This window comes from Streptomyces sp. NPDC054866 (genome assembly GCF_053610745.1).
This window is the reverse complement of sequence record NZ_JBSGZA010000002.1, coordinates 608,741-621,313: the sequence shown is the minus strand read 5'-3', so window position 1 is coordinate 621,313 and position 12,573 is coordinate 608,741. Positions and strand designations below refer to the sequence as shown.

Annotated in this window: 13 protein-coding genes; 3 read left to right on the top strand and 10 right to left on the bottom strand. The window is 70.5% G+C overall.

Going from position 1 to position 12,573, the window contains the following annotated elements; genetic code table 11:
- Positions 1-70 precede the first annotated feature (70 nt).
- Positions 71-1,090 carry a small ribosomal subunit Rsm22 family protein gene (locus ACWGI2_RS11525; protein WP_453695024.1) on the top strand — a complete coding sequence of 340 codons (1,020 nt, stop codon included), beginning with the start codon at positions 71-73 and terminating at the stop codon, positions 1,088-1,090.
- On the opposite strand, the gene ddaH is transcribed toward ACWGI2_RS11525, so the two are convergent.
- Together ddaH and ACWGI2_RS11515 are read right to left on the bottom strand one after the other, a co-directional pair.
- On the bottom strand, positions 1,079-1,912 hold the full coding sequence (ddaH, locus tag ACWGI2_RS11520; protein ID WP_453695023.1) for a dimethylargininase: 834 nt from the start codon (positions 1,910-1,912) through the stop codon (positions 1,079-1,081). The two genes, ACWGI2_RS11525 and ddaH, sit on opposite strands and share 12 nt — an antisense overlap.
- A 187-nt stretch (positions 1,913-2,099) precedes the next feature.
- Complete coding sequence (locus ACWGI2_RS11515; RefSeq protein ID WP_453395251.1) at positions 2,100-2,282, bottom strand: DUF6243 family protein; 183 nt, start codon at positions 2,280-2,282, stop codon at positions 2,100-2,102.
- A 140-nt stretch (positions 2,283-2,422) separates the two neighbouring features.
- Between ACWGI2_RS11515 and ACWGI2_RS11510 the strand changes: the two genes are divergently transcribed.
- The gene (locus tag ACWGI2_RS11510) at positions 2,423-3,055 is read left to right on the top strand and encodes a TetR/AcrR family transcriptional regulator (RefSeq protein WP_453695022.1); all 633 of its coding nucleotides are present in this window, start codon (positions 2,423-2,425) and stop codon (positions 3,053-3,055) included.
- Here the strand turns inward: ACWGI2_RS11510 and ACWGI2_RS11505 are convergent.
- Positions 3,034-3,921: a glycerophosphodiester phosphodiesterase gene (locus ACWGI2_RS11505; RefSeq protein WP_453395249.1), complete on the bottom strand. Its 888-nt coding sequence runs from the start codon at positions 3,919-3,921 to the stop codon at positions 3,034-3,036. The two genes, ACWGI2_RS11510 and ACWGI2_RS11505, sit on opposite strands and share 22 nt — an antisense overlap.
- Before the next feature lie 170 nt (positions 3,922-4,091).
- Between ACWGI2_RS11505 and ACWGI2_RS11500 the strand changes: the two genes are divergently transcribed.
- Positions 4,092-4,835 (top strand): bifunctional DNA primase/polymerase, encoded by a 744-nt coding sequence (locus ACWGI2_RS11500; protein ID WP_453395248.1) that lies wholly within the window; start codon positions 4,092-4,094, stop codon positions 4,833-4,835.
- Positions 4,836-4,851: 16 nt separating this feature from the next.
- Here the strand turns inward: ACWGI2_RS11500 and ACWGI2_RS11495 are convergent, their stop codons facing one another.
- From ACWGI2_RS11495 to ACWGI2_RS11465, 7 genes are all read right to left on the bottom strand, one after another.
- Positions 4,852-5,790, bottom strand: a complete 939-nt coding sequence (locus ACWGI2_RS11495) for a hypothetical protein (protein ID WP_453695730.1) — start codon at positions 5,788-5,790, stop codon at positions 4,852-4,854.
- Positions 5,693-6,691: an iron uptake transporter permease EfeU gene (efeU, locus tag ACWGI2_RS11490; RefSeq protein WP_453695021.1), complete on the bottom strand. Its 999-nt coding sequence runs from the start codon at positions 6,689-6,691 to the stop codon at positions 5,693-5,695. Before efeU ends, ACWGI2_RS11495 begins: the two co-directional genes overlap by 98 nt.
- A 15-nt stretch (positions 6,692-6,706) precedes the next feature.
- Positions 6,707-7,978: an iron uptake transporter deferrochelatase/peroxidase subunit gene (gene efeB, locus ACWGI2_RS11485; RefSeq protein WP_453695020.1), complete on the bottom strand. Its 1,272-nt coding sequence runs from the start codon at positions 7,976-7,978 to the stop codon at positions 6,707-6,709.
- A 21-nt stretch (positions 7,979-7,999) separates the two neighbouring features.
- Positions 8,000-9,163, bottom strand: a complete 1,164-nt coding sequence (gene efeO / locus ACWGI2_RS11480; protein WP_453395245.1) for an iron uptake system protein EfeO — start codon at positions 9,161-9,163, stop codon at positions 8,000-8,002.
- 429 nt (positions 9,164-9,592) lie between these two features.
- The gene (locus ACWGI2_RS11475; protein ID WP_453695019.1) at positions 9,593-10,441 is read right to left on the bottom strand and encodes a heme ABC transporter ATP-binding protein; all 849 of its coding nucleotides are present in this window, start codon (positions 10,439-10,441) and stop codon (positions 9,593-9,595) included.
- On the bottom strand, positions 10,438-11,523 hold the full coding sequence (locus ACWGI2_RS11470) for a FecCD family ABC transporter permease (protein WP_453695728.1): 1,086 nt from the start codon (positions 11,521-11,523) through the stop codon (positions 10,438-10,440). Before ACWGI2_RS11470 ends, ACWGI2_RS11475 begins: the two co-directional genes overlap by 4 nt.
- Before the next feature lie 5 nt (positions 11,524-11,528).
- Positions 11,529-12,551 (bottom strand): heme/hemin ABC transporter substrate-binding protein, encoded by a 1,023-nt coding sequence (locus ACWGI2_RS11465; protein WP_453695018.1) that lies wholly within the window; start codon positions 12,549-12,551, stop codon positions 11,529-11,531.
- Positions 12,552-12,573 lie beyond the last annotated feature (22 nt).

Sequence of the window (12,573 nt, the reverse complement as noted above, 5' to 3'; positions counted from 1 at the left end):
CGGGGCCCGGTCGTGCCCCGCGGCAGCGCCGACTGCCGGCGGCTGTCTCTTACGCGCCTAGAATCACGGGGTGAACGCCCCGATTTTCCCGGCATCCCCGGCCGAGACCCTGCGCACCGCCCTCGCCGGGCTGCTCGACGGGCTTGGGCCCAGGCAAGCCGCGCAAGCTGTTGACCGGCTGATCGCCAACTACCGGGGGCTTACCCCTACCGACGCCCCGATTCTGCGTGACCGTGCCGATGTCGCCGCGTACGCCGCTTACCGCATGCCCGCGACCTTCGAGGCGGTGCGTGCCGCGCTCGGGGCCCTCGCGGACGCGGCGCCCGCAGGGTGGGCGCCCGGTAGTCATGTGGACGTCGGCGGCGGGACCGGTGCCGCGACCTGGGCGGTGAGCGCGACCTGGGAGGGCGAGCGGCCCGTCACGGTTCTCGACTGGGCCGAGCCCGCCCTCGCCCTGGGCCGTGAACTGGCCGCGGCGAACCCGTGGTTGAAGGCCGCGCGGTGGCAGCGCTCTCGTATCGGATCGGCGCTCAGCATCGAGAGCACCGATCTCGTCACGGTGTCGTACGTCCTCAAGGAGCTGACGGAGGACGACCGGCGGTCCCTGGTGGACGCGGCCGCGGCAGCCGCACAGCAGGCCGTCGTCATCGTCGAACCCGGCACCCCCGACGGCTACGCCCGCGTCATCGAGGCCCGCGACCGGCTCATCGAAGCCGGATTCCGCGTCGCCGCGCCCTGCCCGCACAGCTCGGCCTGTCCCATCGTGCCCGGCGACGACTGGTGCCACTTCTCCGCCCGCGTCAGCCGCTCCTCCCTGCACCGGAAGGTCAAGGGCGGTTCGCTGGCGTACGAGGACGAGAAGTTCAGTTACGTGGCTGCCGTCCGCTTCGACGCCGCACCGGCGCCCAAGCGCGTCGTACGCAAGCCGCAGATCCGCAAGGGCCAGGTCCTGCTCGACCTGTGCGCGGCGGACGAGACCCTGCACCGCGAGACCGTGACCAAGCGCCACGGCCCGCTGTACCGCGCGGCCCGCGACGCGGAGTGGGGCGACGCCTGGCCGCCCCACGACGGCGACGCGCTAGACGCGTAGCTCCTGCGTGCAGCACTTCACGCTGCCGCCGCCCTTGAGCAGCTCGCTCAGATCCATCGCGACGGGTTCGTAGCCACGCTCCCGCAGCGGGGCGAAGAGGCCCACCGCAGCCTGCGGGAGCAGCACGTGCAGACCGTCCGACACCGCGTTGAGCCCGAGGGCCACCGCGTCCGGCTCCTCGGCGATCAGCGCGTCGGGGAAGAGCCGCCGCAGGACCGCCTGGCTGCCGGGCGAGAACGCGGGCGGGTAGTACATGACGTCGTCCGGGGCGTCCCCCGTGTCGCTGAGCACCGCGAGCGCCGTGTCCAGGTGGTAGTAGCGGGGGTCGACGAGATCGAGCCCGATCACCGGGCGGCCGAAGAACTCCTGCGCCTCCCCGTGCGACAGGGGGCTGGCCCGGAAGCCGCGCCCGGCAAGGACGTAGGAGGACGTGACGGCGAAGTCGCCCTCGCCCTCGTTGATGTGCGTGGGTTCGTGGAGGTCCGTGAAGCCGTGCTCCCGGAACCACTCCAGGTGAGCGACGGCTTCGGCACCGCGCTCCGGGTAGGCGAACCGCGCGCCGAGCACACGGCCCCCGATGACGGTCGCGCCGTTCGCGGCGAAGACCATGTCCGGCAGGCCCGGGCGCGGGGTGAGCTCCTCGACGGTGTGGCCGAGCGAACGGTAGCGGTCGCGCAGGTCCTCCCACTGGGCGATGGCCAGGGGGACGTCGACCGGTTTCGAGGGGTCCATCCAGGGGTTGATGGAGTACGTGACCTTGAAGTGTGCGGGTGAGCACATCAGATAGCGCCGGGGTGTGGCGCGACGAGGAAAACGACTCAACGAGGGCTCCTCACGTACCGCGGTGGTCAGTTGCTGCCCACAGTGGGGCAGTTGCTGCCCATGGTGCGGTCTGAGGAGCCCTCGCGCTGTGATCTGAACGGGTGGTTCAGCGAGTGGTCCACTCGGGGAGGCGGATGGTCAAGACGCCGTCCACCTCCCCGTCCACCTCCCCGGCCCACGCCCCGCTTCACGACTGGCCGCGCGCCGAGCGGCCTTCCTGGAGCCTGCGCAGCAGCTCACGCTTCTGCGCCTGCGGGCTGAGCCCGCCGCCGACCTGGCCGCCGCGGCCCCCGCCGCGCAGCGCCTTGCGGGAGAGGTTGGTGCGCGTACCGCCCACGCCCAGCATGTTTCCTGCTCCACCTCGCGACATGTGCGTACCTCCGGATCGAGAGTATTAGCCCGGCGAGACGTCTCGTCTCGCTTCTTCGATTACTTTGAACGAGACGGTTCGTCTTGTCAAGCGTTTACGAGACGGTACGTCTCGGCTCGTCCGCTGCTACATTCGACGGCATGGCCACGAAATCCGCCCCTGACTCCAAGCGCCGCAGTGAACGCTCGCGCCGCGCGATCTATGACGCCGCCCTCGACCTGGTCTCCGAGGTCGGATACGGCAAGCTCACGATCGAGGCGATCGCCGCCCGCGCGGGCGTGGGCAAGCAGACGATCTACCGCTGGTGGCCGTCGAAGGGCGCCGTCCTGCTCGACGCCTTCCTGGACCTCGGCGAGCAGGCCCACCAAGAGGCGAGCGACAACGCCGGCCACGACCTGACCCCGACCGAGATCCCGGACTCCGGAGACCTGGAGGCGGACCTCAAACTCGTCATGCGGGCCACCATCGACGAGTTCAACAACCCCAAGTACGACGCCCCTTGGCGGGCGCTGGCCGCCGAGGGCATCCTCAACACGGAGCTCGGCGCCGAGTACGTGGAGAAGCTCCTGGAGCCCGGACTCCAGATGTACGCGAGGCGCATCGAGATCGCCCAGGAAGCCGGCCAGGTCGCGCCCCACGTGGACCCCCGCATCGCCCTGGAACTGTGGACGGGCCCGCTCGCCCAGCGCTGGATGCAGCGGACGGGGCCGCTCACGCACGAGTACGCCGACAAGCTCGTCGAGTACGCCCTCTACGGCATCGCGCCGCGCTGATACCGCCCGAAGACCTTCGCTCCCGTCACCGGCGTCCGCGCGAGCAGCCCCGGCGTGTCCGTGATCACGCCGTTGCAGCCGAGCCGCAGTGCCCGGTCGCGCTGGCGCGGCGTGGTCACCGTGTGCGCCCACACCCGGGGGACCCCGGAGCCGACCGCGCGCAGGAGATCCACGTCCCGCGCCTTGTGATCCACGTCCAGGACGTCCACGAACCGGGCCCACCGCTCGGGCCGGTCCGTGCGCATCTGCGCCTTGGAGCGCCACAGCTGCGCGAGCAGGCCCATCCGGTGGGCGCGCGCGGCCACGCGGGGCTCGTTGGAGTTCACGAACACCGAGCGCGTCAGGCCGCGGGCGCGGATCAGCGAGCCGAGCCTGCGCAGGCTGCGCGGATCCTTCGCCTCCAGCATCAGCACGATCCGCCCGCCGAAGCGGTCAAGGACCTCGGCGACCGTCGGCGGCCGCTCGGAGCGCCAGCTGCCGGGCAGGCCGGGGCCCGGCCGCAGCCTGACCTTCCGCCACTCGCGCAGGGTCAGCGAGCGCACCGGGCCCTTCGACGTCGTCGTACGGTCCAGGGTCGCGTCGTGCATGGCCACGAGGGTGCCGTCGCGCAGTATCCGCGTATCGACGTCGATGACCTGGGACGTTCCGCGTTTGTACGCCGCCACCAGGCCGGACATGCTGTTCTCCGGTACCTCCAGGGCGCCCCCGCGGTGCGCGGTGTAGGTGATGCGGGGGAGGGCCTCCACCGTCAGCGGGCCGCCGCGGCCCCATTCGATCGGGGCGAGCGGTCCCGTGGGCGCCGCGAGGGTCAGTGTGGTGAGGCTCATGAGCCCCGAGAGTCCCGTGAGCACAGTCCTGGTGACCATGGCGAACACGGTAGGGGGGTAAATCCCCTGTTAGTACGCAATGACGCGCGTTGTCACCCTGCGCCTTGCATCACCCCAGCTACCCCGGATGTGGGCTCTGGCCCCCCGAGGAGCAGGATGGTGCGACCATGGGAGATGCTTCTCGGCACACATGCGAGGTGAGGGGATTGATGGGCGCGGAGTTCGGCCGCCGGTCCGGCGGGCAGAGCAGGATTTCCCAGTGGCTTCGCCGACGTCCCCGACCGGAGGACACGGCAGGTGAAGAGGCGGGCCGCGAGGCCCTGCTCGTCGCCGCGGCGGCGGCGGGTCTGCCGCTCTCACCGGCGGCGCACCCCTCCGCGTACCGATGTTCCTGTGACCGCATCGGCTGTCCCACCCCCGCCAGGCACCCCATCTCCTTCGCCTGGCAGACGCAGTCCACCACCGACCGCGGGCAGATCGAGCGCTGGGCGAGGCATCAGCCGCAGGCCAACTTCATCACCGCGACCGGCATGGTCCACGACGTCCTGGACGTGCCGCTCGCCGCCGGGCGCGAGGCGCTCGCCAGGCTGCTCGCCGACGGCATCGACGTGGGCCCCGTCGCCGAGTCCGAGGGCACCATGGACGAGGGGCGGATGCTCTTCTTCACCCTCACCCGCGGCACCCCCGAGGACGAGGACGAGTGGTGGCCCTGCGAGCTCGACTGCCACCCCGAGACCACGAACGAACACCCCGGCTTCCGCTGGCACTGCCGCGGTTCGTACGTCCTCGTGCCGCCCGCGCGGCTGCCCGGTGACCTGACGGTCCACTGGATCCGCGGCCCCGAGCACGCGCTCCCGGACCCGCTGACGCTCCTGGAGACGCTCACCGACGAATGCGCCCGCGTCGCGGGCGAGCCCCAGCACGACGTCGCGGCCTGGCCGTTGAGAGGCTGACGCCTGCCGCGGGGGGCTACTCGCCCTTCGCGCCCGTCAGCCCCTGGATGCGGCTCAGGAACGTCACCTTGCCCGACCCCGCCGGGTCGAGAACGACCTGGTTGGAGACGCGCTCCAGCATCACCGACTGCCTGACCTCGCCCTTCAGGAGAGGCTTCACCTCGGGTTCGACGGTGAGGTTCACGCCCTTCGCGGCGGTCTGCTTCTCGTAGTGGTGCGTCGAGAAGAAGACCATCGCCCCGCCGTCCTGGGTGCGCAGCCCCACCGGCGCGAACGTCCCCTCGTTCTGCGGCTCGTCGATGTACTGGACGGCGATGCCGCGGCGCTTGGTGTTCTTGTCGCGGAACGACTTCCACGTCGACGTGTGGTCGCCCGGCGCGAACTTGTCGCCGCCCGACTTCAGATACGTCGTGTACTCCTTGCCGAGGTTCTTCGGCGCCACCGCGAGGGACGGGGTGTTCAGCTCGACCGGCTCCGCCCAGCCGTCCTTGTCCTTCTTCAGCTCGGGCATCTTGGCCGGCGAGACCAGGTTCAGGTAGGACGCCTCCCACAGCTGGTCCTTGCTGCCCTTGGTGAAGACCAGGACCCAGCGCAGGTCGCCCCGCCGGTTGGACTTCGTGTCGGCCACGAACCACCGGGGCCAGCCGGCCTTCTTCGGGATCGAGAACTTCGCGTCCGTCAGCTCAAGCGGCACATGCTTGGGGTTGCCGCCCGGATTCTGCGTGCCCCGCACCTTCAGGCCCGCCTGGTTGATGGCGCTCAGCGGACCCGTGACCCGCGCCGCGTCCAGGGCCGGGTCGTACGCCTTCTCGGCCTTGTTGTACGCGGTGAGGAAGTCCTCGAGCGCGCGGTCGGCCTCAGCCTTCGTCGCCGACGGGACGACTTCCCGCTCCCCGTGCACCGTCACGCAGCCGCTCGCCGTCACCGTCAGTACGGTCACCGTCGACGCCACCATCGCGTACCGGCGCGGCCGTTGCGACCGTCCGCCCAGCATCGGAGTGCGCTGCCTTGGAAGCCTGCTCATGCGTTGCGTTCACCTTCCCCTTCCCGGGCCCGAACCCTACCGGGGCGAAGAAGAACGCGAGCGTCGGGATCAGGTACAGCAGCCACACCGTGACCTGGACAACCGTCGGATCGGGCTGGAAGTTGAAGATGCCCTTCAGGAGCGTGCCGTACCAGCTGTCCGGCGGGATCGTCGCGCTGATGTCGAACGCCTTGTTACGAAGGCCGCCGAGGAACTCCGCCTCTTGCAGGTCATGCACGCCGTACGCGAGCACGCCCGCCGCCACGACCACCAGCATGGCGCCGGTCCAGGTGAAGAACTTCGCCAGGTTGATGCGGACCGTGCCCTTGTAGAACAGCCAGCCGAGCGCGATCGCGGTGACAAGACCCAGGAGCACGCCGATCAGCGGACCGGGCGTCCCGTCGTTCGAAGCCCGCACCGAGGCCCACACGAACAGCGCGGTCTCCAGGCCCTCCCGGCCCACGGCGAGGAACGCGGTGGCGACCAGCGCGCCCGTGCCCATCTGCAGCGCCGCGTCCAGCCTGCCGTGCAGCTCGGCCTTCAGATGGCGGGCCGTACGCCGCATCCAGAAGACCATCCACGTCACCAGGGCGACGGCGACGATCGACAGCGAACCGCCCAGCGCCTCCTGCGCCTTGAACGTCAGCTCCTGCGAACCGAAGGTGAGCACGCAGCCGAAACCGAACGCGAGGCCGCACGCGACGCCGATGCCGATCCAGATGGGCTTGAGGGCGTCGCGCCGCTCCGTCTTCACCAGATAGGCGATGAGGATGCAGACGACGAGGCTGGCCTCAAGTCCCTCGCGCAGGCCGATCAGGTAATTACCGAACATGTCTGTCAGATCCCCTCAGCTGAACAGTGCCCGGCCCCACCAGTCGTCCTTGTCGCGGACGCCCGGCAGGATCGCGAAGACCGCTGAACCCACGTGCTGGATGTACTCGTTGAGAACGTCGGCGCGCGCCAGGCTGCGCTGCACCGGAATGAAGCCCGTACGGACGTCCCGCTGGTAGGCGAGGAAGAAGAGCCCCGCGTCCAGACGGCCCAGGCCGTCGGTGCCGTCCGTGAAGGAGTAGCCGCGGCGCAGGATCGTCGCGCCGTCGTTGGTGTCCGGGTGCGCGAGCCGGACGTGCGAGTCGGGCTTCATCGCCTTCAGGAACGGCTCGTCGTGCTCCTTGGCCTTGCCGACCGGAGCGCCCTCGCCCTTGTCGCGCCCGAAGATGTCCTCCTGCTCACCGAGCGGAGTCCGGTCCCAGGTCTCGACGTTCATACGGATGCGACGCGCGACGAGATACGAACCGCCCACCATCCAGTCCGGCCCGTCCTTCTCACCCACCCACACATGCTTGGCGAGCGCGGAGTCGTCCTCGCCCGACACATTGCGGGTCCCGTCCTTGAACCCGAAGAGGTTACGAGGCGTCTGCGCCCCCGGCGTGGTCGACGAGGTCTTCCCGAAGCCGAGCTGCGACCAGCGCACGGCGACCTTGCCGAAGCCGATGCGGGCGAGGTTGCGGATGGCGTGCACGGCGACCTGCGGGTCGTCCGCGCAGGCCTGCACGCAGAGGTCGCCGCCGCCGCGAGACTTGTCGAGATTGTCGCCGGGGAACTTGGGCAGATCGACGAGGGCTTCGGGCCGGTCGTCCTTGAGCCCGAACTTCTCGAAGAGGCTGGGCCCGAAGCCGATGGTGAGGGTGAGCCGCGACGGCTTGAGGCCGAGCGCCTCGCCGGTGTCGTCCGGCGGCGCCTCCACGAGCCCGCCGAAGGCACCCTCACCGACCTCGTGCCCCGCGGTCATCCGCGCGGCGGCCTTCGTCCAGTCCTTCAGGAGCTGCACGAACTGCTCGCGGTCGTCCGTCTTCACGTCGAACGCGGCGAAGTGCAGACGGTCCTGGACGGGTGTCGCGATGCCCGCCTGGTGCTTGCCGAGGAAGGCGACAGCGCCGCCCGCCGACGAGGCGGGCACGGCCTCTTCCCCTTCCCCGGACCGGGCCACCGCGACCGCGCCCCCGGTGACGGCGGCGCCGAGCGCGAGCCCGGCACCACCCCAGCCGAGGAGCGAACGCCGGGAAGGGGAACCGGAGCTGACCTCTTCCGGAGCGGTGTCGTTCGTGGTCTCAGTCATCGTTCAGGTTCCCCCTTGCCGCTACTTGGTCTTCGCGACGGCGGCGGCGAGCTTCGACAGCGGCTCCGCGAGCGCGTTGACGCCGTCCGACAGCTCCTTGCGGTCCGCCTGGCCGACCTTGTCGTACGACGTGAACGTGTACGAGTCCTTGCCGCCGCCCTTGCGGTACTTGCCGAGCAGCTTGTCCAGGGCCGCGAACTGCTTGTCGAGTTCCTTGGTGAGCGCGGGGTCGTTCTCGGACGCGACGGCCTTCAGCAGCCCGTACGCCTTGTCCGCGCCCTCGACGTTCGCCTTGAAGTCGACGAGGTCGGTGTGCGAGTAGCGCTCCTCCTCGCCGGTGACCTTGCCGGTGGCGACCTCGTCGAGGAGTTCCTTGGCGCCGTTGGCCATGGAGGTCGGGGTGATCTCGGCCTTGCCGACGCGGTTCTGCCAGTCCTTGAGGTCCTTGTCCAGCTGAGTGGCGAGCTCCTTGTCACGCTCGCCGAGCTTCTTGTCCTTCCACAGGGAGCGCTCCAGGCGGTGCCAGCCCGTCCAGTCCTTCTCCAGGTCCTGACCGTCCTCAAGGCCGTCCTCGCGCAGGTCGACCTTCGGGTCGATGTCACCGAAGGACTCGGCGACGGGCTCGGTGCGCTCCCAGCCGATGCGGGAGTTGGCGTACGCCTTCTTGGCGCCCTCGATGTCGCCCTTGCGGACGGCGTCGGTGAAGAGCTTCACCTTGGGGAGCGTCGCGTCGGCCTGCTCCTGCGCGTAGGCGCGGTAGTCGGCGACGGCCTTGTCCAGGCGCGGGTCGCGCTTGACGGCCTTGCCGCCGCTGACGGTGACCTTCTGGCGGATGCCGTCGCCCTTCATGCCGGGCTTGCAGGCGATCTGGTACGAACCGGACTTCACCTCGGCGGTGAGCTTCTGCTTCGTGCCGGGGCCGATGTTCTCGCGCTCGCTGACGATGCGGTCGTCGGGGAAGAGGAGGTAGACCTCGGTGACCTTGGAGCCCTTGTTCTCGATGGCAAGTTCGACGTGCCCGGCGGTGAGCTTGGTTTTGGAGACCTCGCACTTGTCGTCGGTGGCGGTCACCTCGACGGTGTTGCCGCCGCTCTTGGCGTCGCTCTTCTCGGTGCAGCCCGTGACGGCGGTGAGAGCTGCCGCTGCCGCGATGGCGGTGGCGGTGGTGAGGCGGGCGGGGTGCATGGGGGCTCCAAGAGGGGTCACGGACGATTCCGGCACGCTGGTGAGGCGGACCTAACTTAACTGACCCTTACCTGGTCGATACCCAGCTGTTCCGTGATTCAGCTCTCACCTTCTCTGCTGCTCACGAGGGCATCACGGTGAGGTGATAAGGGGCTCATGGGATCGCAAAGTCCGGGTCAAGGGGCGGGTTCTTTTCCCCAACCCCGCCCCTTCCCGAAAACCCGCTCTGGCGCGGGGGCCTTGGTGGGCCTCATCACCGGCTTCGCCGAGTTCGTCCTCAAACGCCGGACGGGCTGGAAGTTTCCGGCCGGGCTGGATAGTTCAGCCCGGCCGGCGTTTGAGGCCATCTTTTCGGGGGTCCAGGGGGCGGAGCCCCATGGTTTCGGGAAGGGGTGGGATTGGGGAATGCCCCGCAGGGACCGCCCCGCCTCAGCCCCGCACCGGCGCCACCAGCGGAGCCCCCGTCCGCGGATGCGGGAAGACCTCGACCGGCTGCCGGTAGACCTCGGAGAGCAACTCGCCGGTGAAGACCCCGCCCGGAGCCCCCTCCGCGGCGAGCCCCCCATCCCGCAACACCGCCACCCGATCCGCATACGCCGCCGCAAGCCCCAGGTCATGCAGCACCACTACCACCGCATCCCCCGCCCCCGCCCGCTCCCGGCAGATCCGCAGCACCAGCTCCTGGTGGCGCAGATCGAGCGCCGCGGTCGGCTCGTCGAGCAGCAGCAAGGGCGCCCGCTGAGCCAGCACCCGCGCCAGCGCGACCCGCGCCCGCTCACCCCCGCTCAGCGCCGAGAAGGAACGCGCGGCGAACTCACCGACCTCCGTCGCGGCCATCGCCTCCCGCACGACACGGTCGTCGTCCTCCTCCAGCGCCGTCCCAGCCCAGGGCGCACGCCCCATCCGTACGACGTCCTCGACCGCGAACGGGAAGGAGAGCGCCGCGGACTGCGGCAACACCGCCCGCCGCAGGGCGAGTTCACGGGCGGTCCATTCCGCGACAGGGCGGCCACAGACGCGTACGACCCCTTCGTGCGCCGGGAGATCCGCCGCCAGCGCGGCCAACAGGGTCGACTTTCCGGCCCCGTTCGGCCCGACAAGGGCAAGGACCTCACCCGCCCGCGCGGTGAGGGACACCCCCGCAAGCACCTCGCGCCCACCCAGCCGCACCCGCAGCCCCGCCGCCTCGGCGAGCACGTCGCCGGGAGCGAAGTCCCCCGGCAGGGAGCCCCGCCCGCCCCCGGAGGAGAACAGCCGCCGCGCAATCCGCCCAATCATGCCCAACCCCCTTGCCTACGCCGAGTCCTGCGCAGCAGCCAGAAGAAGAACGGGCTCCCGAAGAGCGCGGTGAGCACCCCCAGCGGCAGCTCCGCCGGAGCCGCCACCGTCCGCGCCGCGAGATCCGCGCCGACAAGCACGACCGCCCCGCCCAGCGCACTGCCCGGCACGAGGAAGCGGTGGCCGGGACCCGCCGCCATCCGCAGCAGATGCGGGACGAGCAGGCCGACGAACGTGATGATCCCGGCGACGGCCACGGCGGCGGCGGTCAGCAGCGCCACCACGAGGACCAGCACGAGCCGCAGCCGCTCGACGTCCACGCCCAGATGCCGCGCGGGCCGCTCGCCGAGCGCGAGCAGGTCCAACTTCCGTGCGTACAACGGCGCCACGGCAAGACCGGCCACCGCGCACGGCAGCACGGCGAGCACCTTCGGCCATGTCGCCCCCGCGAGCGAGCCGAGCTGCCAGAACGTGATCTGGGTGATCTGCGCGTTGTCCGCGAAGAAGATGCAGAGCCCGATCAGCGCCCCCGCGAACGCGTTCACGGCGATCCCGGTGAGGATGAGCGTGACGACCTCCGTACGCCCGCCGTCGCGCGAAAGGGCGTACACCAGAAGGACGGTGGCGAGCCCCGCGACGAACGCGCAGACCGTCACGGTCCAGTTGCCGAAGAAGCTGAGGCCGAGCGCGATCGACGCCACCGCGCCGACGGCCGCGCCCGCGGAGATCCCGATGACGCCGGGTTCGGCGAGCGGATTGCCGAACACCCCCTGCATGAGCGCCCCCGCGCAGCCGAGCGACCCGCCGACGAGCAGCGCGAGCGTCACGCGCGGCAGCCGCACGTTCCACAGGACGCTCTCACCGACGCGGTCGAGCGCGCTCCCGCCGAGCCCGATGCGGTGCCGCACGGAACTGAGGACGTCACCGAGCGGGATGTCGTACGCGCCGATGCCCGCGGAGAGGAGACAGAGGAGTACGAGGGCGGCGGTGAGACCGATGGTCAGGGTGGCGGCCGTGCCCCGCCGCCTTCGGTGGGCCGTGGGCTCCTCCGTGCCGGGACCGGCGTCCGCCGCCTTGGTCAGGACGGTCACTTCTGAGCGCCCCCGTACAACTGCTCCACCAGGGACTTCAGGACCTGGTCCGTGCGCGGCCCGTAGTTCAGGAGCACTCCGTCGTCGATCGAGACGACGCGGCGGTCGAGCCCGGCCGGGGTCTCGGCGACCCCCGGGATCTTGAGAAGACCGTCCACGCCGTCCACGGATTCGAGCCCCTTGGACATGACCAGGATCGCGTCGGGCGCCGCCTTGGCGAGGGCCTCGCTGGTGATCGCCGTGAAGTCCTTCTTCAGTCCCGATGCCTTGCCCGCGTCGACCGCGCCCGCCGCCTCCAGGAGCGAACCGGCGCCGGACTCGCGGCCGCCGAGCAGATAGACGGACGCGGAGCCGCGCAGATAGAGGAAGGCGACGCGAGGCTTCTCGGCGCGGGCGGACGCAGGGATGGCCTTCCGTACCTTCGCGATCCGTTCCTGCGTACGGGACTTGAGCTCGTCGCCGGACTTCTCGACCCCCAGTGCCTTGGCCACCGCGTCGATCCGGGGGCCGACGTCGTCGAGGCCCTTCGCCGGGTCGAACACGACCAGCGGGATGCCCGCGTCACGTATTTGGCCGATGGCTTCGGCGGGCCCGGTCGTGGTGTCCGCGAGGACGACCGTCGGCTTCAGGGAGAGGACGCTCTCCGCCGAGACGTCGTGCGCACGTGTCACCACCGGCAGTTTCTTCGCCTGCTCGAAGGTGGCGGTGATGTCGCGGGCCACGACGTTCTCGCCGAGGCCGAGCGTGAAGACGATCTCGTTCAGGCTGCCGGTGAGCGGCACGATCCGGCTGGTGTCCTCGACGGTGACCTTCTTGCCGTCGGCCGATGTGACGGTGGCGGGGAGCGCGGGGGAGGGGCGGGACTTCAGCGGTTCGACCCGGTCGGGCGCGGAGGCTGCCGCCTTCGTCTTCGGCGATGTCTCGCCACCGCCGTCCGACGATGATCCACAGCCCGTGAGGGCCAGGGCGAGGACGGCGGTCCACGCGCCGGCGATACGGAGTGAGCGCGGCCTACGCACCGAAGTCCACCGTCCTGTCGTG